This is a genomic window from Bradyrhizobium ivorense, from assembly GCF_900696085.1.
Lineage (GTDB): Bacteria > Pseudomonadota > Alphaproteobacteria > Rhizobiales > Xanthobacteraceae > Bradyrhizobium > Bradyrhizobium ivorense.
In genome coordinates, this window is record NZ_CAADFC020000004.1 from 106,779 (window position 1) to 125,729 (window position 18,951).

16 protein-coding genes are annotated in these 18,951 nt (G+C 61.4%); 9 read left to right on the forward strand and 7 right to left on the reverse strand.

Annotation, left to right across the window (positions count from 1 at the left end):
- The first annotated feature begins 3 nt into the window (after nucleotides 1-3).
- From CI41S_RS01385 to CI41S_RS01405, 5 genes are all read left to right on the forward strand, one after another.
- Complete coding sequence (locus CI41S_RS01385) at nucleotides 4-996, forward strand: Wzz/FepE/Etk N-terminal domain-containing protein (RefSeq protein WP_139482624.1); 993 nt, start codon at nucleotides 4-6, stop codon at nucleotides 994-996.
- Nucleotides 997-1,046: 50 nt separating this feature from the next.
- Nucleotides 1,047-2,357 carry a lipopolysaccharide biosynthesis protein gene (locus tag CI41S_RS01390; protein WP_139482625.1) on the forward strand — a complete coding sequence of 437 codons (1,311 nt, stop codon included), beginning with the start codon at nucleotides 1,047-1,049 and terminating at the stop codon, nucleotides 2,355-2,357.
- A gap of 10 nt (nucleotides 2,358-2,367) precedes the next feature.
- Nucleotides 2,368-3,744, forward strand: a complete 1,377-nt coding sequence (locus CI41S_RS01395) for an O-antigen ligase family protein (RefSeq protein WP_139857094.1) — start codon at nucleotides 2,368-2,370, stop codon at nucleotides 3,742-3,744.
- Between the two features lie 62 nt (nucleotides 3,745-3,806).
- A complete protein-coding gene (locus tag CI41S_RS01400) occupies nucleotides 3,807-5,258 on the forward strand; it encodes a right-handed parallel beta-helix repeat-containing protein (protein WP_244626375.1) in 1,452 nt (483 codons plus the stop codon).
- Between the two features lie 80 nt (nucleotides 5,259-5,338).
- On the forward strand, nucleotides 5,339-6,301 hold the full coding sequence (locus tag CI41S_RS01405; protein WP_139482628.1) for a glycosyltransferase family 2 protein: 963 nt from the start codon (nucleotides 5,339-5,341) through the stop codon (nucleotides 6,299-6,301).
- Between the two features lie 35 nt (nucleotides 6,302-6,336).
- Here the strand turns inward: CI41S_RS01405 and CI41S_RS01410 are convergent, their stop codons facing one another.
- From CI41S_RS01410 to CI41S_RS44145, 5 genes are all read right to left on the reverse strand, one after another.
- Nucleotides 6,337-7,197, reverse strand: coding sequence for a class I SAM-dependent methyltransferase (locus CI41S_RS01410; RefSeq protein WP_139482629.1), 861 nt, complete (start codon nucleotides 7,195-7,197; stop codon nucleotides 6,337-6,339).
- A 69-nt stretch (nucleotides 7,198-7,266) separates the two neighbouring features.
- On the reverse strand, nucleotides 7,267-8,013 hold the full coding sequence (locus CI41S_RS01415) for a WecB/TagA/CpsF family glycosyltransferase (protein WP_172627871.1): 747 nt from the start codon (nucleotides 8,011-8,013) through the stop codon (nucleotides 7,267-7,269).
- 68 nt (nucleotides 8,014-8,081) lie between these two features.
- Nucleotides 8,082-9,458 carry a nucleotide sugar dehydrogenase gene (locus CI41S_RS01420; RefSeq protein ID WP_139857097.1) on the reverse strand — a complete coding sequence of 459 codons (1,377 nt, stop codon included), beginning with the start codon at nucleotides 9,456-9,458 and terminating at the stop codon, nucleotides 8,082-8,084.
- Between the two features lie 10 nt (nucleotides 9,459-9,468).
- Nucleotides 9,469-10,563 carry a hypothetical protein gene (locus CI41S_RS01425; protein ID WP_244626376.1) on the reverse strand — a complete coding sequence of 365 codons (1,095 nt, stop codon included), beginning with the start codon at nucleotides 10,561-10,563 and terminating at the stop codon, nucleotides 9,469-9,471.
- A gap of 258 nt (nucleotides 10,564-10,821) precedes the next feature.
- Nucleotides 10,822-11,616: a response regulator transcription factor gene (locus tag CI41S_RS44145; protein WP_229173092.1), complete on the reverse strand. Its 795-nt coding sequence runs from the start codon at nucleotides 11,614-11,616 to the stop codon at nucleotides 10,822-10,824.
- 461 nt (nucleotides 11,617-12,077) lie between these two features.
- On the opposite strand from CI41S_RS44145, the gene CI41S_RS01435 reads away from it, so the two are divergent.
- Complete coding sequence (locus tag CI41S_RS01435) at nucleotides 12,078-13,376, forward strand: polysaccharide biosynthesis/export family protein (RefSeq protein WP_172627872.1); 1,299 nt, start codon at nucleotides 12,078-12,080, stop codon at nucleotides 13,374-13,376.
- 52 nt (nucleotides 13,377-13,428) lie between these two features.
- Here the strand turns inward: CI41S_RS01435 and CI41S_RS01440 are convergent, their stop codons facing one another.
- Nucleotides 13,429-13,623: a hypothetical protein gene (locus CI41S_RS01440; RefSeq protein WP_139857099.1), complete on the reverse strand. Its 195-nt coding sequence runs from the start codon at nucleotides 13,621-13,623 to the stop codon at nucleotides 13,429-13,431.
- A 306-nt stretch (nucleotides 13,624-13,929) separates the two neighbouring features.
- On the opposite strand from CI41S_RS01440, the gene CI41S_RS01445 reads away from it, so the two are divergent.
- From CI41S_RS01445 to CI41S_RS01455, 3 genes are all read left to right on the forward strand, one after another.
- The gene (locus CI41S_RS01445) at nucleotides 13,930-14,943 is read left to right on the forward strand and encodes an NAD-dependent epimerase/dehydratase family protein (protein WP_172627873.1); all 1,014 of its coding nucleotides are present in this window, start codon (nucleotides 13,930-13,932) and stop codon (nucleotides 14,941-14,943) included.
- 30 nt (nucleotides 14,944-14,973) lie between these two features.
- Nucleotides 14,974-16,458 carry a sugar transferase gene (locus CI41S_RS01450; protein ID WP_139857100.1) on the forward strand — a complete coding sequence of 495 codons (1,485 nt, stop codon included), beginning with the start codon at nucleotides 14,974-14,976 and terminating at the stop codon, nucleotides 16,456-16,458.
- Nucleotides 16,459-16,561: 103 nt separating this feature from the next.
- Nucleotides 16,562-17,587: a UDP-glucuronic acid decarboxylase family protein gene (locus CI41S_RS01455; protein WP_210242626.1), complete on the forward strand. Its 1,026-nt coding sequence runs from the start codon at nucleotides 16,562-16,564 to the stop codon at nucleotides 17,585-17,587.
- A 12-nt stretch (nucleotides 17,588-17,599) separates the two neighbouring features.
- Here the strand turns inward: CI41S_RS01455 and CI41S_RS01460 are convergent, their stop codons facing one another.
- On the reverse strand, nucleotides 17,600-18,424 hold the full coding sequence (locus CI41S_RS01460; protein WP_229173095.1) for a LuxR C-terminal-related transcriptional regulator: 825 nt from the start codon (nucleotides 18,422-18,424) through the stop codon (nucleotides 17,600-17,602).
- Nucleotides 18,425-18,951 lie beyond the last annotated feature (527 nt).

An 18,951-nucleotide genomic window follows, 5' to 3' on the forward strand; every position in this document is an offset into this window, starting at 1 on the left:
GCGATGACCGCCCCCACAAAGCTAAATCGCGAGAAACAGCCGGATCTCCAGTTCGATCACTCGGACTATCGCATCCATTATGACGACGTGGGCGCGAGCATGCTCCGGTCGGTCATCCGGCACGGAAGGCTTATCGCGCTTTTCGTTGCCCTGGGCCTGATGTTCGCTTGCATTCTGATACCGTTGCTGCCGCGCAAATACTCGGCGGAGGCGCTGATCCACCCGGATCTGCTCTCCGGCGAGCAAGGAAAGGTCGTGGCCCTGGCTAGCGTCGATGGGGCAGCGCTCGTCACCGGCGAGGCCCGTGTCCTTCGCTCCGATGCGATCCTGCGCGAAGCCGCGAAACGGCTCGGCGAAGATAGCAATGCGGCCCGGCCGAACTCGTGGCTGACACGCATGTCCGAGAGCGTCCGAATTGCCTGGTTCCCGGAAACCCGCAACCAGACGCCGTTCGATCGCGCGGTTGCGATGTTGCGCAACAAGCTCGTCATCATGAACGACACGCGTTCGTATCTGATCTCGATCTCCTTCACGTCCTCGTCCGCGGAGGAGGCGGCGCGGGTCGTCAACGCCGTCGTCGCCGAATATCTCCGCGACAAGGTCAGGCAGCGCAGGCAAAACAAGGTCGTTGCCGCCGAAGCCGAGCTGCGGCAACGGCAGGCGCTTTTCGGCGACAAGCATCCGAAGACCTTGCAGGCCCTGGACGACCTCGACGCCCAGCGGAAAGCATTGGCAGCCGTGACCAATGCGCTTGATGGCGATCAACTCGAGGTCGCCGACGACCAGAGCGTCAGACTGGCCGTGGCCAACCATACGCCGACCAGCCCCAGGGGCACTGTCATCTTCGGGCTGTCGATGCTGTTTGCCTTGCTCGCCGGCGTCGGCCTCGCAATTTGGCGTGATCGCAGGAAATTTGCACCTGCAGCGGGCTACCTGCCGCCTGGCAAGGAAACAGAGCGCAGGCGAACGCTCGCCTACCAGGCGCTTTCGCGATAGCGGAGGTTCCCGGATTCCGTTGCACACCGGATGGGTAGAGGGCAGTTTCCATGGCCGTCAGGCTTCTCATCACGAGAGCATCATGGACGCTCATTGACCAGGGCGTGGTGAGCCTCGGAAATTTCCTGCTGAACGTGCTACTCGCTCGCGCGCTCGGTGAGGAGGATTACGGGGAATTTGCGCTCTTTCTCGGTTCGATCTTTGTCCTGCGGACGATCGATTTTTCCCTGATCTCATATCCGCTGTCGATACGCCTCAGTGTTGCCAGCGACGAGGAGCGCCCCAGGCTGCTCGGGAACACGGTCCTGCTCACGGGGGTTCTGAGTCTCGGGCTGGCGGTGGTCATGGCGCTCGCAACCGAGCTGCTGGGAGTCGACAGTATCGTGCTGCCGGCGTGCCTCTGCTTCTTGTGCTGGCAGGCGCAGGAGACAACGCGGCGATTCCTGCTGGCCGAGTTCCGCTATCGCGCGGCAGTGGCAGGAGATGGCGCCGCTTATGTCGGACAGGCCGTGATCATAGCAGTCGTGGCCTGGCTTGACACCGTCACGCTCGCGACCTCGCTCTACATGATGTCGATAACCTTTGCGGTTGGCGCCATGATGCATGCGTCGAAGCTGCGATACGCCTGGCCGGATATTGCCGAAGCGCGACAGCTGGCTCGTGAATATGTCTCAGTCGGGAAGTGGTCTCTGGTCAACTACCAGCTCGTCCTCGCTCGCGTTCAGCTCCTTTCGTGGATGCTGGCAGCTTTCGCGGGCACTGCGGCTACCGCGTCGCTTCAAGCCGGTCTGAACATCGCCAATATGATGAACCCGATCATCTTCGGGATCGGCAACGCCATACCGCAGGTCACCGCTCATGCCTACCGTACCGGTGGTATCATCGGTGCCTCGCGCGCGGCCCTTGGTTATGTCCTCTTCGGCTTGAGCCCGATCCTGCTCATTGCCGTTGCAGGCATCCTGATGCCGGGGCTGCTCCTGCAGACTGTCTATGGTCCGTCGTCCCCCTATCTGGCGGTCGCCGGCGGTTTGCAGCTCCTCCTGATCGCCGGTGCGCTCGAATACATCGCGGAAATGATCAGCAAGACGCTGCTCGGCGTCGAAGCTGGCAAGCTTGCCTCCCTGGTAAATGTCGCAGGCGTTGTCACGGTAGCCGTGCTGGCCTTTCTGCTCATTGGTCCGTATGGCGTTTCCGGCGCCTGCCTCGCTCTCGTGATCGCCAACGTGGTGCGCACGACCTGCGCGCTGATTGCAATCGCCTGGCTGATCGCTACCGAACAATCTCGCGCGCCGGGGTGGGCCGCGAGTCCCACTCGCCCCGCCCGGATCGAAAAGATCGTCGGCGCCCCGGCTGAACAGTGAGGTCAAGGCGATGCCCCACGTATCAGCCGCGCTGTCCAGCACCTCGAGAAAGGGTTCTCGGGGGGCGCTCACCTGGGGCGACAGGTATCTCACTCTGCTTGCGATCGTGTTGCTGGGCTACGCATTGATGGGCAAGGGATTTGCCTATCTCGGCGTTCCGCCGCTCTATGTCGGTGAGATCGCCTTTCTCGCCGGCATCGCAATCTTCTTTCGGATAGGTACATTTGCCGGCGTATTCGTGACTCTGCCGGCCCTCCTGCTTGTCGTGCTGATGGTCTGGGTTCTGGCGCGCACCATCCCATTTGTTGGTCTGTATGGGCTCGAGTCCCTGCGCGACAGCGTGGTCGTGATCTACGGTTGTTTCGCCTTTTTCGTGATCGGTTTGCTGTTGCAGGATGCCCGCCGCATCAACACCTTGCTTCGCTACTTTGGAATTATGCTGCTGAGCTTCCCGGCCATCCCGGTAGGCTTCTGGCTGACGAAATACTGGGGAGATTACATTCCCCGGCTATACGGTTCGGTGCCGATCGTGGAGATCGGGGCGAGCGCGGTCGGAACGCATCTGGCGGGGGCCATGGTTTTCGTCCTGATCGGCTTTCGCAGGGTCTCATTGGTCTGGCTTCTCGTCTGGTTCATCACCCTCGCTTTGGTCGGTGCGACGACCCGGGGTGCGACGCTTGCCGTCATCGTGCCGGTTACGATAGCGATGCTCGTGCTCGGGCGGTTCCGCCTCCTGCTCACGACGATGGTGACCGCGATAGGTCTATTCGCCGTCCTTCTCACACTGGAGTCGACGTTCGGAGAACACGAGGAGGCAAAGAATTCAATCGATCGTCCGGTCAGCGCGCACCAAATCATGGAGAACGCCCAGAGTCTGGTCGGACAATCTGGCCATCAAACGGAAGGGACCAAGCAGTGGCGGCTAAATTGGTGGGAGATCATCATCAATGATACCATTCGCGGCCCGAACTTCTGGACCGGCAGGGGTTTCGGAATCAATCTTGCCGTCGCCGACGGCTTCGCCGAAACGGGAAATTGGCGCAACGATCGGCCGCTCACGCGAAGTCCGCATAGCGTGCACATGACGCTGCTCGCGCGCGGCGGGGTTCCTGCCGTCGTTCTTTGGGCACTGATGCTGGTGTCATGGTTCGCGATGCTCGCAAGGTGGATCATCACCGCGCGCGCGCGCGGACATGAGGTGTGGAGCAATTTGCTTCTGTTCGTCTTCTGCTACGTGATGGCGATCCTCATCAACGCGAGTTTCGACGTTACCCTCGAAGGTCCGATGCAGGGCATCTGGTTCTGGTGCCTGTTCGGCTTCGGCATTGGATCGGTAATGGTTTATCGCGCCAAGTACCCTTACAAGACTGGGCGCGCATCGCGATGATGGCGTGGATACCATGTTCAACAGTGGTAAGGACGGGAGCTGCCGCGATAGCGATCTACGGCTTGTTGATACTGGCAGCCCTTGCTGGCGTCCGTCCTTTGTCTTGTCCACTCGGATCGATCGCGGTTGAACCCGGCAGCTCGATCCAGGCTGCGGTCGATCGATCAGGCGAGGGGGCGGTGCTCTGCCTGAAGAAAGGAGTTCACAGGGCGCAGGCCGTCCGACCGCGGGCGAGGCAACACTTTCATGGGGAAGGGGAGACTGTGCTGAATGGCAGTCTCCTGCTCGAGCGTTTCACGCGCGAGGAACGCTATTGGGTGGCGCGTAGCCAGCTTCAGCGCGTCGCCCAACACGGCGAATGTCTGCCGAGCGCGCCCGCCTGTAACCACCCACAGGCAGTGTTCATGGATGACAAGCCGATGACCAGGGTGCCGAGCAAGGATGCGCTTGCAACGGGTGAGTTTTATGTCGATTACGCAAGCGGTCGGATTTTTCTCGTCGACGATCCGACGGTCCACAAGGTCGAGGTGACGATCGCCGGATTCGCTTTTGAAAGCAGTGCGGCCGATGTGCTGATCGACAACCTTACGGTGGAGAAGTACGGCAGTCGCGCGCAAAAAGGCGCGATCCATGCCCGAGAAGGCCTGCGATGGGTCATCGAGAACTGTGTAGCGCAGCTCAACAGTGGTGCAGGAATCAGCGTCGGAACCGGCACACGTGTCCGTGGCTGCGATGTGCACCACAATGGCCAAATCGGCATCGAAGGCGAGGGCAAGGATATCCTCATCGATGGAAACCGCATCTGGTCGAATAATATCTACGGCTTCGATCCGGAGTGGGAAGCCGGTGGAGTCAAGATCGCCATCAGCAATGGCGTCACATTCCGTGGCAACCGCGTGACGGACAACAACGGCGTCGGACTTTGGTGCGATATCGAATGCCGGAACGTCCTGTTCGAGGACAATTTCGTGGAAAACAATCTTTACTCCGGCATCTTTCACGAGATTTCGTTCAATGCGGTGATCCGGCGGAACGTGGTGCGGCACAATGGCAGGGGAAGGGGCTGGTTCTGGTATGCGGATATCCTTGTGGCCGCCTCGGAAGGCGTCGAGGTGACTGGCAACACCGTCACCATCGAGCCTGGCGGATGCGGGATCATGCTGATCGATCAAGGACGCCGCAGCGAGAAAGGCGCGACTTACAAGACGCGCAACAACACAATTCATGCCAACGAAATGACATTCGAGGGCGCTCCCTGCGCAGGAGGCGCCTCGGATACCAAGCGCGGCGAAGAAAACTTTTCGATCATTTCCACTGGCAACAACCAGTTCGACGGCAATACATATCGCGTTCGCGGCACAAGCGGCCCAACTCGCTTCGTTTGGGGACGCGACGTTACCGACTGGGCCGGATTCCGACGCAGGGGCCTCGAGCGGAATGGCCGGCTGCTGTTGGATGAATCTCCCGAAGGGTTACCCCCAAAGCCGGGGACAGAATCGATGCCTTCAAGGTAGTAGCGCACAGGCGCTCGTTGAGTGAGGTCACCCCGGGCGACATACTTGATCGGTGGATCAACGCACAAGGCGGAAGCTCGATGCCTAAGCTCTCGATCGGAGTTCCCGTATTCAACGGGCAGCAGTTCTTGCCGGAACTGCTCGACAGTCTACTGGCGCAGACGTTCGGAGACTTCGAGATCGTGATCTGTGACAACGCCTCGAGCGACCAAACTTCGGGGATTTGTTGCGAATATGAGCGGCGCGATTCCCGCATACGCTATATTCGCAATAGCCGGAATCTGGGGGCCATCGCAAACTTCAATCGGGTGTTCGAGCTCTCGACGGCGCCACTATTCAAGTGGGCGGCCCATGATGATCTGCACCATACGGCTTACCTGGAAACGTGCGTCGGCTTGCTCGAACGGAATCCGGAGGTCGTTCTGGCCCACACCGCTACTGCCTTCATCGGCGAAAAGAGCGAGATATTGCAGTTCGATCAGGAGACGGGAAGCTTTTTCGATCCGGGAACAGGAAGGCGCTACTGGCCTGATATTCCGAGCATCGGCGATCATCCCGTTGCTATCAGCCGATTTTGGCAAGTGCTCACGCGTGCCCGCTGGGGGACTCATATGTTCGGGGTTGTCCGCCGCGAGATCCTGCAGCGTACGTCTCTCCTGCCAAATTTCGTCGGCAGCGACCGTGCGATGCTGGCAGAACTGGCGCTGCTCGGCCGTTTCCGATGTGCAAACGAGCGATTGTTCCTGAAGCGCTTCCATCCCAACGTCTCGGCTGCTCTTGATCTCAAGGAGCTGAGAGGTTTCCTGAGCACTGACGGTAAGCGCTATTCACGGCGACTGCGGCAAATCCAGGCGTACTTCGGTGCGCCAATCGGCAAGCCGATCGGCATCATGAGCAAGTTGGCGTGCCTCCTGTTGGTGGCCGCACATAGCGCCAAAATCACGGTCCAGTCGCTGGGCCAGGGTGACCCGCGCATGGCGGCCCATGGCTATGGGTGGCAGGGAGTGCTTACCGCGGGGGAACGGCGGAAGCCACACGATTAGATGCCGACTGTCTGCCCCGAGTGCTAGCTCGGTCCTCAGCGCGGCGACCTGGTCGGCCTTAGATGGACCCAGAGATGCCAGCCAAGGAGACGGCCGAGCGGCAGCCAAGATACGGGCAGCGGCGGGCCATGCATCCAACGCTTATAGGCGCGGATCACCTGGAATGAAGGGAAGTCCTCATGCACTTCCCGCAGGCCATAGACCTTCGAATAGGGGTTGTTGGGCCCATCGGTGTTGCGGTGGATGAAGTTGCTCATCTTCAGGTAGTTCCTCAATCCCATTCGGCGGGCGTTGGCAACATGATCTCCATAGATGCCGGCGGGATCGAGATTGAGACCACAAAGGGCCATCAGGCCGAGACGGCGGAGCAGACCGATCGCGACCAGATAGTTGAAGGACCATTTGGCGTAGACCATGATGATCAGCTCGCCATCGGGCTTGAGCACGCGAGCAATCTCGCGTTGGGCGAGCCGAATGTCGGGGATATGGTGCAGCACCCCGTGGCTGAACACCTTGTCAAAATTGTTGTCGGGATAGGGAATGGCCAGCGCGCTGCCTTGCTTCACCTCGTCATAGGGCAGCCCGCGCAGCTGCAGCCGGGTGCGCAGTCGGGTCACGGACTCAGCGGTGAGATCCAACCCGGACCAGCGCGCTCCTCGGCGAATGATCTGCTCCGAATCCGCGCCTTGGCCGAGGCCGATCTCGAGCACCTTCGCGCCGCGGAAGTCGATGCCATCGAGGCAGTCCAGGATGTGGCCCTCGTGGCTGTAGCGGAAGGCGTCGTACTGGCGAAAGAACGCGTCGTAGTCGCCACGGAAAGCCTGATCGAGGCCGCCGACCTGCTGGTCACCGCAAGGATGGGCCTGCCAGAATGCTTGGACCTGTACTTCGTTCATGGGCCCCTTTCCTCCAAGGCTCCCAACCTTTTTCCCGTCAGGTTCAACTTGCGTGACGGCCCTTTCTGCCTAGGTCCGCTCGCGCAGGACCTCCCACAGCCAATAGGCCACGAACATGGAGTGATATCGCAGGTAGCGCGGACCCAGCCGCAGCGGCTCCTTGCTCAGCCGGTACAGCCAGGTAAGGCCCATTCGTTGCATCCACGCCGGCGCGAACGAGCGGCGGCCGCTTAGTAGCGTAAACGCATCGCCCACTGCGAGGAACACGCCCCTGCGATATCGCGCCTGATTGTCGATGATCCATTGCTCCATCCGCACGCCGGGCAATGCCACCCAGACGAAATCCGGGTCGGCGCGGTTGATGGTATCGGCAAACGCGGTTTCGTCAGCTTCGGTGAAGGGGCGGAAGGGCGGGCTTAGCATGCCGACAATCTCGATGTCCGGCTGCAATTGGACCAGGACGCGTCGCAGCTCGGCGAGGCACGCCTCGGAATCGCCAAAGAAGAAATGGCGCCACGGCTTCGGCGTATTCCGCAATGCGTGCTGCATGAAATAAGGGCCATAGACGCGATCCTTGAGGCCGGCTCCGCGAAAGTTCAGCGCCCAAACCACAGGCATCCCGTCCGGCAGCACGAGATCGAACCGGGCAAGAACCCGGGCGAATTCGCGATTGTGCCGGGCTTCGCCAAGGATGTGGGTGTTGGAAGGGCAGACCGCCGTAGCCCGTGGTTCGCGGGCGAGCTTCTTGATGCGCTGCAGTGCTGTGTCGTAAGTGGCACAAGCGACGGGCGTTCCCAGCACCTGGACGGACTCCATCGACCCATCGGCTGGATATGCAATGCCGGATCGCGAGGACGAGGGAGCCGCGTCCATCGGCTTACTGCTCACAAGTGCCATGGCGTGAATACCCTCGTTCCCGTGGTCGCGGCCAATTCCCGATACTGGGGCCAGGGACAGCAAATGACTGCGAGCGCCACACCGGGGTTGGTCTTGAATTCCTCCCAGTCGGAAATCTGCTCGAATTCGTGCAGGCTCGGCGAATTGACGGGGGTGGCCGCGAAGTCGTGGACGAGAACGCGGTAGCCGCGCCGCTTGAGCTGCTGCGCCAGAAAGAGCCCGGCCGCCTCCTCGGTGATGTAGGTGTTCGGCTTGTAGGTGACGCCCAGGACCGCAACCGTGTCGCCCGGCTGGGCCATCTCGTCGACGGTCTCGACCAGCTCCTGCTTGGTTCGCTCATTCACCCGGTCCGAAGCCTCGGCCAGCGGCGCTTCAAGGCCGACCTGGCGTGCGGTGTAGGCCAGCAGACGGTTGTCGCGCGGAAAGCACGGGCCGCCATAACTCAAGCCGGCGCGCAGGTATTTCTTCCCGATCCGGCTGTCGTTGCCGAGCGCGTCGAGGATGGCATGGATATCGGCCAGCTTGTGGCGCGCTGCAATCATCCGCAGCTGATTGGTGAAACTGATCTTCATGGTGATGTAGCTGTTCAGCGAGATCTTGGTCAGCTCCGCGCTGATGATGGACATGCGCGCGATCCGCGGCGAGTTGCGGTTGAACTTCCTGTAGAGCTCTTCGAGGGCAGCGCCGCTTTCCGGATCTGATTCGCCGATCAGCACCAGATCGGGATCCAGCAAACCATTGATGACGTCGCCGAGAGCGATGAACTCGGGATTGTAGCAGACGCCAAAGTCCTCACCACAAACGCCACCGAGTTCGCGCTCCAGCATGGGAATCAAGACCGCATCCATGGCGCCGGGCGTGGTGGTCGAACTGCAGACAAAGAGATGGTTTTTCTTGCCCGCCTCTTTCACCGCGCGCGCCACCGGCTGCATGGCCTTCAACAGGAATTCGTTGGAAAAGCTTCCGTCCGGCAGGCTCGGGGAGGGAGGAATGAAGAAGGTAGCATCCGTGGCGACGGCTTCTCTGGCATCGATCGTGGCACGAAGCCGTGAACGTCCAGTTTGGATTGCCTCGGCAAGTAGTGGCTCGTCCACCGGCGCGAGACCTTCGTTGATCTTGCCCACTTTCTGCGGATCAATGTCCACTCCCACAACCTCGAAGCCTCTGGCTGCCAGTGTCGCGGCTATGCACGATCCCAGCTTTCCCAGACCGCAAACCGAGGTTGTCTTGATTGAGGTGATGTGCGGCGCGCGCCTTGGCGTGCCGTCATCATGCTGTTCTGGACGGGGGCCGGTGTCGCCGGCGCCTTGTGCAGGTGACCATTTGCCGGCCGATCCGGGCACAGTTCTGACGTGGGCATCCATAGGCGTTCTCTCACCCTGCTAGTTTTGCCGTCGTGCGCGGGGCGGCTTGGATTGCCGGAGCTGCTCGATGGGGGGTGGAGGCGCGCTCAAGCCAGATTTCGCGCCACCACAAGTTAATGCTGCGGGGGCAGAACATGCGTTGACCGCAATAGAGTGCCTTGCAGGTCACCCCTTCCAGGATGACTGCGGGCGTATTCATTCGCTGCATCTTTCCGGTCTTTTCGTTCACGAAGCGTTCGACGCGGGTGCTGACGTGAAAGGTCTTGCCGCAGAACGGCACGAGCTCGGCGTCGAACGAGAGGCCCCTGTTGGAAAGTCCAACGTCCAGCGTCGCAAGAATCTCTTCATAGGATTTGACCCGGACTAGGTCGCCCGGCCGAAGGTCGAGATCGCATCTCGGCGTGGGCTGGCCGCGTGGAATCTTTCCCTTCAGTCGGGGAAACGGCACGCCGCCCGCAATTGCCTGAATTCGATTGTACAGCCAGCGGGCGGGGCGTCCCCATCTGTCGCTGAAAGCCAGCGCTCCATAGTAGTAGAGCAGAAAGAGAAGGCCGCGGGCTATCTCGGCCAGGGTTCTGTTGCCCGATCTGTAGGAGTCGATGTACTGGCTGACATCCCACCAGGCGAGTGGCTTTGTATACTTCAAGAGCTCGGTGGCCTGACAATGATATCTGACGTCTCCGCCGGCGTCCTGCCGTCTCGTGGCGGCTTCAACGTCGCTCTCCGTGCAGCGGGCCGAAGCGGTCGTTGTACCGCCCTGCATAGGGACGCGCTCCGGCACGTATTGGATTTGCGTTGGACCGTCGACGCGCTTGAGCCAGGCGCCCTTCCAGAAAATGAGGCAGCCGGCCTGACATCCACCGTAGGCAAGTCCATCGCAACGCAGGTTCAGATGGTATCCGTCCTGCAGACGTCGGCCGACGTAGTGCCCGCTGACCGTGTCGCAGGTCTTGGATGCGGTCTTGTAAATGCGAAACCGCTGACCGCAATACTTGAACATCTGCGGCATGAAGGGGAGTTCGTCGAGGCGTCCATTCTGGTCGAGCGTTCTCAGGATCTCTTCCTTGCTCAACACCTCGACCCAGTCGCCAGCGTGAACTGCCATTCTCCGCGTCCCGTGTGGTGTTAGTGGTTTCTCTGGTAATGCCCGTGCGGGCCGAGTGTCGACGATGAGAATTCCTTGGCTGTGTCGGTCTCGGAAATAGAACTAAAAAATGGATTGGACTTCAAAATCGGTCCTTCAATATTAAGACAGCGAATGCGACCAGTCGCAGTTCCGAAGGTGGCGCAATGCCGCTCTCAGGGGGTAACTCGTCGGGTGATTGCGAAGATCTGCATCCTGCGATAGTCGCAGCATTGCGCGTCAGCAAGCGTCCTTGACCTGGTGAACGGAGTGGCCGTGCTCCAGCGCCCAGACCGCCGCTTGCGTACGGTTGGCGACCTGGATCTTGCGCAGGATCGACTTCATGTGCACCTTCACCGTCGCTTCGGTGATGTCGCAGGTGCGAGCGATGACCTTGTTGGCATGCCCTTGCACCAGGCCGTCGAGGATTTGAGCCTCGCGCTCGGACAGTTTGGGGCCGCTGAGCGGGGATCCCGCGGCCTGCACGCGGTCCTCAGGACCGTTCGATTGTGCCGGGCTGTACCCGGTGATGGTGGATTTCGCAGACAGGCTGACCACGTTGACGGGGTTGGCATGGTGTTCGGCATGGCCCGACGAAACCTCGCCGTTTGCACCTGGCGGCGGGCGCACCTTGCTGGTTGACGACGGCCATACGGTCGGGCTCCTCATGCTGGCCATCACCACGACGCGGGCGTCTTCGATCTTGACGAGATCGAGGGTCCTGATCAGCGTCTCGGGAGATGCGAACAGCGGCACACAGCCGTCGACATCCGACGTCAGAAGTCTTTGGAAATCTGCGATGGTCGCGTGCTCGAACAGTGCCACGATCTTGCTGCCGGGCCACCGCTTGCGAACGCTGACGGCTTCCGCAATCGCGTGGTCGATGGACTCGCCGCCGAGGATGACGAGCTTTGGATCGTCAGGTGCCGTCGCATTGTCGATGTCCGCGGCAGACCCGATGCTGCAGACGACCCGATAGGAGTAGTTCTTGATCAATGACTCCAGCGCCTCGCGAACCAGCAAACGAGGCTCCATGATTACTGTCACCGTTTTTTTCGCCATCACGATCCCTCGGGTGCTGCTGACAATGTTTGCTGCGGGGCGCGCCCCTGGCGGGTTTAAGAAAACGCGCGATAGCTAACTGGGTCGTTCCTCCGCTGTGGCCCAATCATCCCGGTCGGGAACGATTGGGGTAGAGTATCAGTGGTAGGCGGTTCGCATGCGCCGGGATTTGTTGATGCCTTCGACGGCCGGCCCCGATTTTCGGCACGAGCGAACAGCATAGGATTTGCCGCCGTCGGCCCGGCATTGGGATTTCGGGGATTGGCGGTCTCAGAAGGATTACCTACTAAGGGCCCGGCATACCCTGCCGGTTTTGCCTATTTTGACCGGCAAGTTATGTTGGCAACCCGACCCGGTTGGTAAGTATGACCGCATTGTTGTGCAAGTGGCGGCGGAGACAAGACAGAACATGCGCCTCGATCGCTTGTGCCTGCATGCTCCTGGTGTTCGCCCTCCACATCTCGTCGATTGATCTTGCCGCGGCTCAGCCGGCCGCGCCGAAAGCATATCGCATCAACACCGGCGACAAGATCGCGGTCAACGTGTTCGGTCAGCCCGATCTGTCGGGTGAAGCAACGGTCGACCAGAGCGGCAAAATCCGGCTTCCGCTGATTGGCGACCTGCAAGCCGCCAACCTGACGCTGACCGAGATCGAGGCAAGCATTACCAAGGCCCTGGCCCCGGATTACATTCGCAATCCGACGGTCAACGCCAGAATAGCGGAATACGCTCCGATCTACGTGCTGGGCCTTGTCCGCACGCCCGGCCTCTATCCCTATCGCGAGGGTCTGTCGGTCCTGGGCGCGATCGCGCGTGCCGGAGGAATCGGCGCGTCCGAGGCCCAGCAAGGTGCCGCGCTCGGTGCGCTGTTGCAGGCTGAGGAAAAGCTTCGCTTGCTCGAGGTGAGCCGCATCGTTCTGCTTGCCAGGCGGGCGCGGCTGACGGCCTTGCAAAACGACCAGGAGCAGATCGATTTCCGCGAGATGTCGGCGATCACGTTCGATCCGGCCCGTATCGCCCAAATTCAGGATAGTGAACAACTCGCATTCGCGGCGGAGCGCCAGGCGCTTCGCCAGGAGACCAGCGCCCTGGAGCAGCAGCTTCCGCGACTGGAAGCCGAAATCGCCTCGCTCAAGCGGCAGACCGAGCTCGAGCAGAAGCAACGCGGCCTGAACCGCGAAATGATGGCGGACTACGAGCAGCTGGCGAAGAGCGGGTTGGCGCGCAAATCGACCTACATCGAGGTCCGGCGCGAGGAAGCGCGGATCGAGGGCAACGTCGGGCGCCTCGAAACGGACACGCTCAAGGCCGAACTTCAGATCGGCGAAGTGCAGTTCAAGATCGTCGAGCTGCGCAATGTCTATCATCGCCGGGTGCAGACCGAACTGCGAGACACCGAGAAATCGCTGCTCGAACTGACCGTCAGCCTTCCGGCCGCGCATCGACTGCGCGCAGCCTATGCCCGCCAGGCGGGGATGCTGACCGCCGATCAGACCCCGCAGGCGGCCATCACGGTGATCCGCGCCAGCGGCACGACCAATGTGAAGCATGAAGCGGCACTCGACTTCCTGCTTCAGCCGGGGGACATCGTCCAGATCGGTTCGCTGTTTCCGACGACCTCGGAACTGTCGCCGGAAGGGACCGCGGAACAGGCCCCCGATGCTGCTCTCCGTTCGCGAAAGGGAAGCACGGCCGCGGGAGTGGCGTCCCAACCTGCCGCGGAGACCAATTGAGCGGTACCGCAGTTCTCGCCGGTCAAGCCATCAGGCCAGCCGCCTGACGCAGCTACGAGCCTTGGCCTTCGGCCTGCCTCTCAGTCGTCCGGTCGTCGGCCTCGGCGATCCGTTGCAACACGTCCTTCGACAGACCGTATTCCATACTGAGTGCTTCCAGCGAAGCTCCCTGAGCCCGGCGGATACCAATCGCCCTGTTGAGCTCCAACAGGATCGCTTCGCGCAGTGGGTCATATGGCAGGTACATTTGGAGAGCGCCTCTCGCTAGTTGCCACGCCTTGCCGGCAACATTCCGAAACACCCGTTTGCCCGTGATAGCAAAATCACGGTGGCAACGAAATCAAGATTGGATTCCGTTGACGGCATTAACGATTGCCAGGATATCGAGCACCCCGCTGCGAGTGGCAGCGCGCCACCCTGTTACCACAAGCTCAGCGCACAGGCCGATGTCTTTTCGGGCTACTCCTCCTTGGTGCTTGAGCGTGCAGTTCCTCGCCGTAACTTCCGTCGTAGGGATCGCTGCAAATTCGAGCGTCAACGATGGAGGGATCGAATGTCGGGAACGTTGAAGCCTTGGGCATTGGTCACGGGAGCAGGCGGCTTCATCGGTCATCATCTGGTGTCGTATCTGAAGGCGGCGGGCTACCGCGTGCGCGGCGTCGATATCAAGCAACCCGAATACGGTGGAACTGACGCCGACGAATTCATGCTGCTCGACCTTCGCGAGCGCAAGCACTGCGAGATGTGCACCGACGGAATGTCCCTGGTCTATCATCTTGCGGCCGACATGGGAGGGATCGGGTATATCACGGCGTCCCATGCCGGAATCGCTCACAACAATTCGCTGATCAATCTGTTCATGCTCGAGGCGGCGCGCGCCAGCAATGTCGAGCGCTTCCTGTTCTCGTCATCCGCCTGCGTCTATCCGCACGGCCTGCAGACCTCTCCGGACGTGGCCCCGCTCCGCGAGGACGACGCATTTCCGGCGCAGCCCGAGGAGGGCTACGGCCTCGAGAAGCTCTACGCCGAGAAGCTATGCCAGTACTATACCGAGGACTACGGCCTGCCGACGCGGATCGTGCGCTTCCACAATGTCTATGGGCCGCTGGGCACCTATGATGGCGGGCGCGAGAAGGCGCCGGCCGCGATGTGCCGCAAGATCGCGCGCGCGCCGGATCCCGGGCAGATCGAAGTGTGGGGGGATGGCAAGCAGACCCGCTCGTTCATGTATGTCGACGATTGCGTGGAAGGCATTCATCGCATCATGCAGTCCGAGTACGGGATGCCTCTCAACCTCGGAACCGACGAGTTGGTCACCGTCGATGAGCTTGCCAAGCTCGTGATCGACATCTCCGGCAAGGACGTCGCGCTGGTGCACGATCTGACCAAGCCGCAGGGCGTGCGCGGCCGCAACAGCGACAACACCCGGCTCCGGAAAGTGTTGCAGTGGGAGCCGCGCATCACCCTGCGCGAGGGCCTTGTGCCGACCTACAACTGGATCGCGGAGCAGATCGAGCTGGAGGCCGCGGCGCAGCGAATGCCTGGCGCTGCAGTCGCGGCCGAATAGGCGGCAAGGTCATCGAACAGTTAGCGGCTCATGTCAAACGCCGATGCACGCCTGGTCCGCACACTGCCACCCCACGACAAGCCGTTCGGGGGTGGCCGGGAAGCACGTCGATCCGCGACACGACGGCTTCCGCTCGGGGCCGCGCTGGTCGGGAGCGATCTCGCATCCGGCGCGCTGTCCATCCTGGTGGCCGTAGCCGGCGTCGCCGCGGCGAGCGGCAACGCCGAAACCGCCGGGCATGCCCACGCCGGACTGCTGCTCCTGCTGTTGCTCGGCATCAACGGCTCGCTTGGCCTCTATCGCTCCAATATCGCGAACCCGATCGAGCGGTTTCGCTTGCGGCTGATCGGCGCCGCGCTGTTCGTCCTAGCGGGGGTGCTGACGTGGATCCGCACCGCCTCAACGGTCGATCTGGTCATCGTGCCGATCGTCGGCCTGGTGGCGCCGGTGACCGGATTATGGATCGAACATCTGGTCCGCATGCTCCTGGCGAAGTATGGCAGCTACAGCACGCCGGTCGCTGTGCTCGGCACCGGCGCGGAGAGCCGCGCCCTTGCGCGTCTGCTGCTTCATCGCCCTGGCTGCGGACTTCGACCGACGGGATACATCGATGATGGTGCCGATGCCGAGCCGGGCCTGCCGCGCGAGGAGTTCGGCGCCGCGGCCGGCGCGTTGCCGGTGCTCGGCGCACTCGATGGCTGGCACGCCGAGGACGGGACCGAGGTAATCGTCGTGCCGGATTACGGCCGCGTCCAGCGGAGCCTCCTTACACTGAATAGGCTAGGGGCCCGGCAGGTGCTGGTCATCACCCGGCTGGGCGACTTTCCGATGTTCAACCTTCAGCTTCGCAATGCGGACTGCTTCGTCGCCCTCGAGCTGAGCCGGAGGTCCGGCGAGTACAGCAAGGAGCTGAAGCGCGCCGTCGACCTCATCGTTGCACCTCTGCTTCTCCTTGTTGCCCTCCCGATCATCGCGTTGCTCGCGCTGGCGATCAAGCTCGTCGATCCCGGCCCCGCCTTTTACGGGCAATGGCGCGTCGGCCAGTTCGGCAAGCCGGTCCGGATATTGAAGCTGCGCACGATGTACAGGGATGCCGAGCTTCGGCTGCAGCGTGTGCTCGCGAGTGATCCCGCGCTGCGTGCGCATTGGCAGCGCCATTTCAAGCTGACCGAGGATCCACGTATCCTGCCGCGGCTGGGCAATCTGATGCGTCGAGCCAGCCTCGATGAATTGCCGCAGCTCTGGAACGTGGTTCGCGGCGACATGAGCCTGGTCGGACCGCGGCCGTTTCCCGCCTATCACATGGATGCCTTCGATCCCGAATTCCGCGCGCTCCGGGCGACCGTGCCGCCGGGATTGACCGGCCTTTGGCAGATCTCCTCGCGCAGCAACGGCGATCTCGATGCGCAGCGCGCGGAGGACAGCTTCTATATCGAGAACCGTTCGCTGCTGCTCGACCTCTACATCTTGATCGCAACCTTGCCCGCGGTGCTCGGCGCCAGCGGCGCAAGGTGACGGCGGCCGTACCCCATTTTTGGAGCAACACATCATGGACCATTCATTTGCCTCGGGTCAGAGCATTGCGCCCACCGCCGGCACCGCATCGCGCTCGGTCACGATTCAGCCGCCACGCCGGGTGCTGGTGACCGGCGGCGCAGGCTTCATTGGATCGCACCTCTGCGAACGTCTGCTGGAGGAGGGCTGCGAGGTGCTCTGTGCCGATAACTTCTTCACCGGCACTAGGCGCAACGTCGAGCACCTGCTCGACCATCCGCGGTTCGAGCTGTTGCGTCACGACGTCACGTTCCCGCTCTATGTCGAAGTCGACGAGATCTACAATCTCGCCTGTCCGGCCTCGCCGATTCACTATCAGTGGGACCCGGTGCAGACGACCAAGACCAGCGTGCTCGGCGCCATCAACATGCTGGGCCTGGCCAAACGGTTGCGCGGCAAGATCCTCCAGGCCTCGACATCCGAGATTTACGGCGATCCCGAGGTCCATCCGCAGCAGGAGGCCTATTGGGGGCACGTCAATCCGATCGGTCCGCGGTCCTGCTATGACGAGGGCAAGCGCTGCGCCGAAACGCTGTTCTTCGACTATGGCCGCCAGCACCATTTGCGCATCAAGGTGCTGCGGATCTTCAATACCTACGGGCCGCGCATGCAGCCGAACGATGGCCGCGTCGTCTCCAACTTCATCATTCAGGCCCTCAACAATCAGCCCATCACCATCTATGGCGACGGCCTGCAGACCCGCTCATTCTGTTTCGTCGACGACACGATCAGGGGAATGATGGCGCTGATGAATACGCCGGACGAGGTCACCGGACCGGTCAATTGCGGAAATCCCAACGAGTTTACCATCCGTGACTTGGCAGCCCAGGTGATCGCGATGACCGGGTCGCGTTCGCGGCTCGTCCATCGTCCGCTGCCGCAGGACGATCCAAGGCAGCGGCGTCCCGATATCAGCCAGGCCCAGGAATTGCTGAACTGGCAGCCGGTTATTCCGCTTGCGGAAGGCCTGCAGCGCACGATCGCGTATTTCGAGGAGCTGCATGCGAAGCAGCGAAAGCGCGTCTCGCGTCCGCGATCTGCCGCGAAGAAGACGCGCGAGCCGGTCCCGAGCCGGGCTACCGCTTCCTAGGAGAACGCAAGGCTAGGGTTGCTTGCCATAGCGCGCCGTGCCGGAGATCCTTCCGTCCTTGCCGTTCAGCGGCCGGATGCGGGCAGCGTCGATCAGGGCCGGCGGCCGCGGCTCGAGTTGCGTCGCGTCGGAGGCCGCCTTGGCATGATTTGCGAGTGCCCGGCCGGCGCTGGTGATTGCGAGCGGATAGTTGCCGTTCTCCAATTGCCTCCGGGGCTGATGGTTCATGCCCCAGATCGCCGCCTGCGTCCGGTTCTGAACCCGGATCTTGCGCAGGATCGCCTTGACGTGGACCTTCACGGTCGCCTCGGCGATCTCCAGCTTGCGGGCGATGAATTTGTTGGAGTCGCCCTCGATCAGGCAGTTCAGGATCAGCCGCTCGCGCGGCGAAAACAGTGGCGCAGTCGGATCGTCTGCCGCAGCAGGACATGGGTCCGCGGCTTGATCGATGCAGTGATCGTCGCTCGCGGCTTCTGCCTGGTGCAGGCCGGGATTGAGCAGGAACGACAGGAATGCCGGTGGGAAGATGGTTTCGCCCAGCATCACAAGCTCGAGCGATTTGACGAACCGGTCGCAGGTGACGACGTTGACGAAATATCCGCTGGCGCCGGCGCGAAATGCCGAGATCAAATCGCTTAGCCGGTAACGATCGACCACGACCGCGATGCGGCCGTTGGCGTGCCGGTTCTTGCAGCCCTCGATCTGCTCGAGCACCGTGTCGAAGGTTTCGCCGGTGTGGACGATCAGAACGAGCGAGGGATGATGCTTGAGGGTGGCAGGGTGCAGATCGCCGGCGGACGATGCCGACGACAGGACTCGAAAGTGCGCCGTACGCAAAATCCTGGCGAGTCCTTCCCTAAGCAGAATACTCTTTCCAATAATGACAACCGGCAATAAGCGGTGCCTTCGCATGATGATGCTCCAGCGTAAACACAAAAACACACGCAGTGGCCGCAGGAACGCGACCTCTTATGGCACTTGGCGACGTGGGACGAGCCCTGAACAATAACTTTCTTACGTGATGCAAAATCTTGTATCGAAATATACGACCGAACCGGGCTCCGTCGGGCCGCGATCCCGTCGTGTAGAAATGGTAAGCTTAGTTTCGAATTTTCAATAACCCTATATATCATTGGTTATATAGGCCGCGCGTGCGGAGCATGCCGGATGACGCCAATTGACGCAGGCAAATCGGCACTTCGATCGCGCGGCGTAATTGCGGGCGGCCGCTGCCACACACTGTAATTGCGGATCCGAGGGGCCGACCGGATAGCCCCAAGGCAGTACTAGTACTGGGTCAATTGAGACTAAAAATCCGTGGAATATGTTAATATCCGCAGGGGTTTATGTCGGCGGACAGAGGA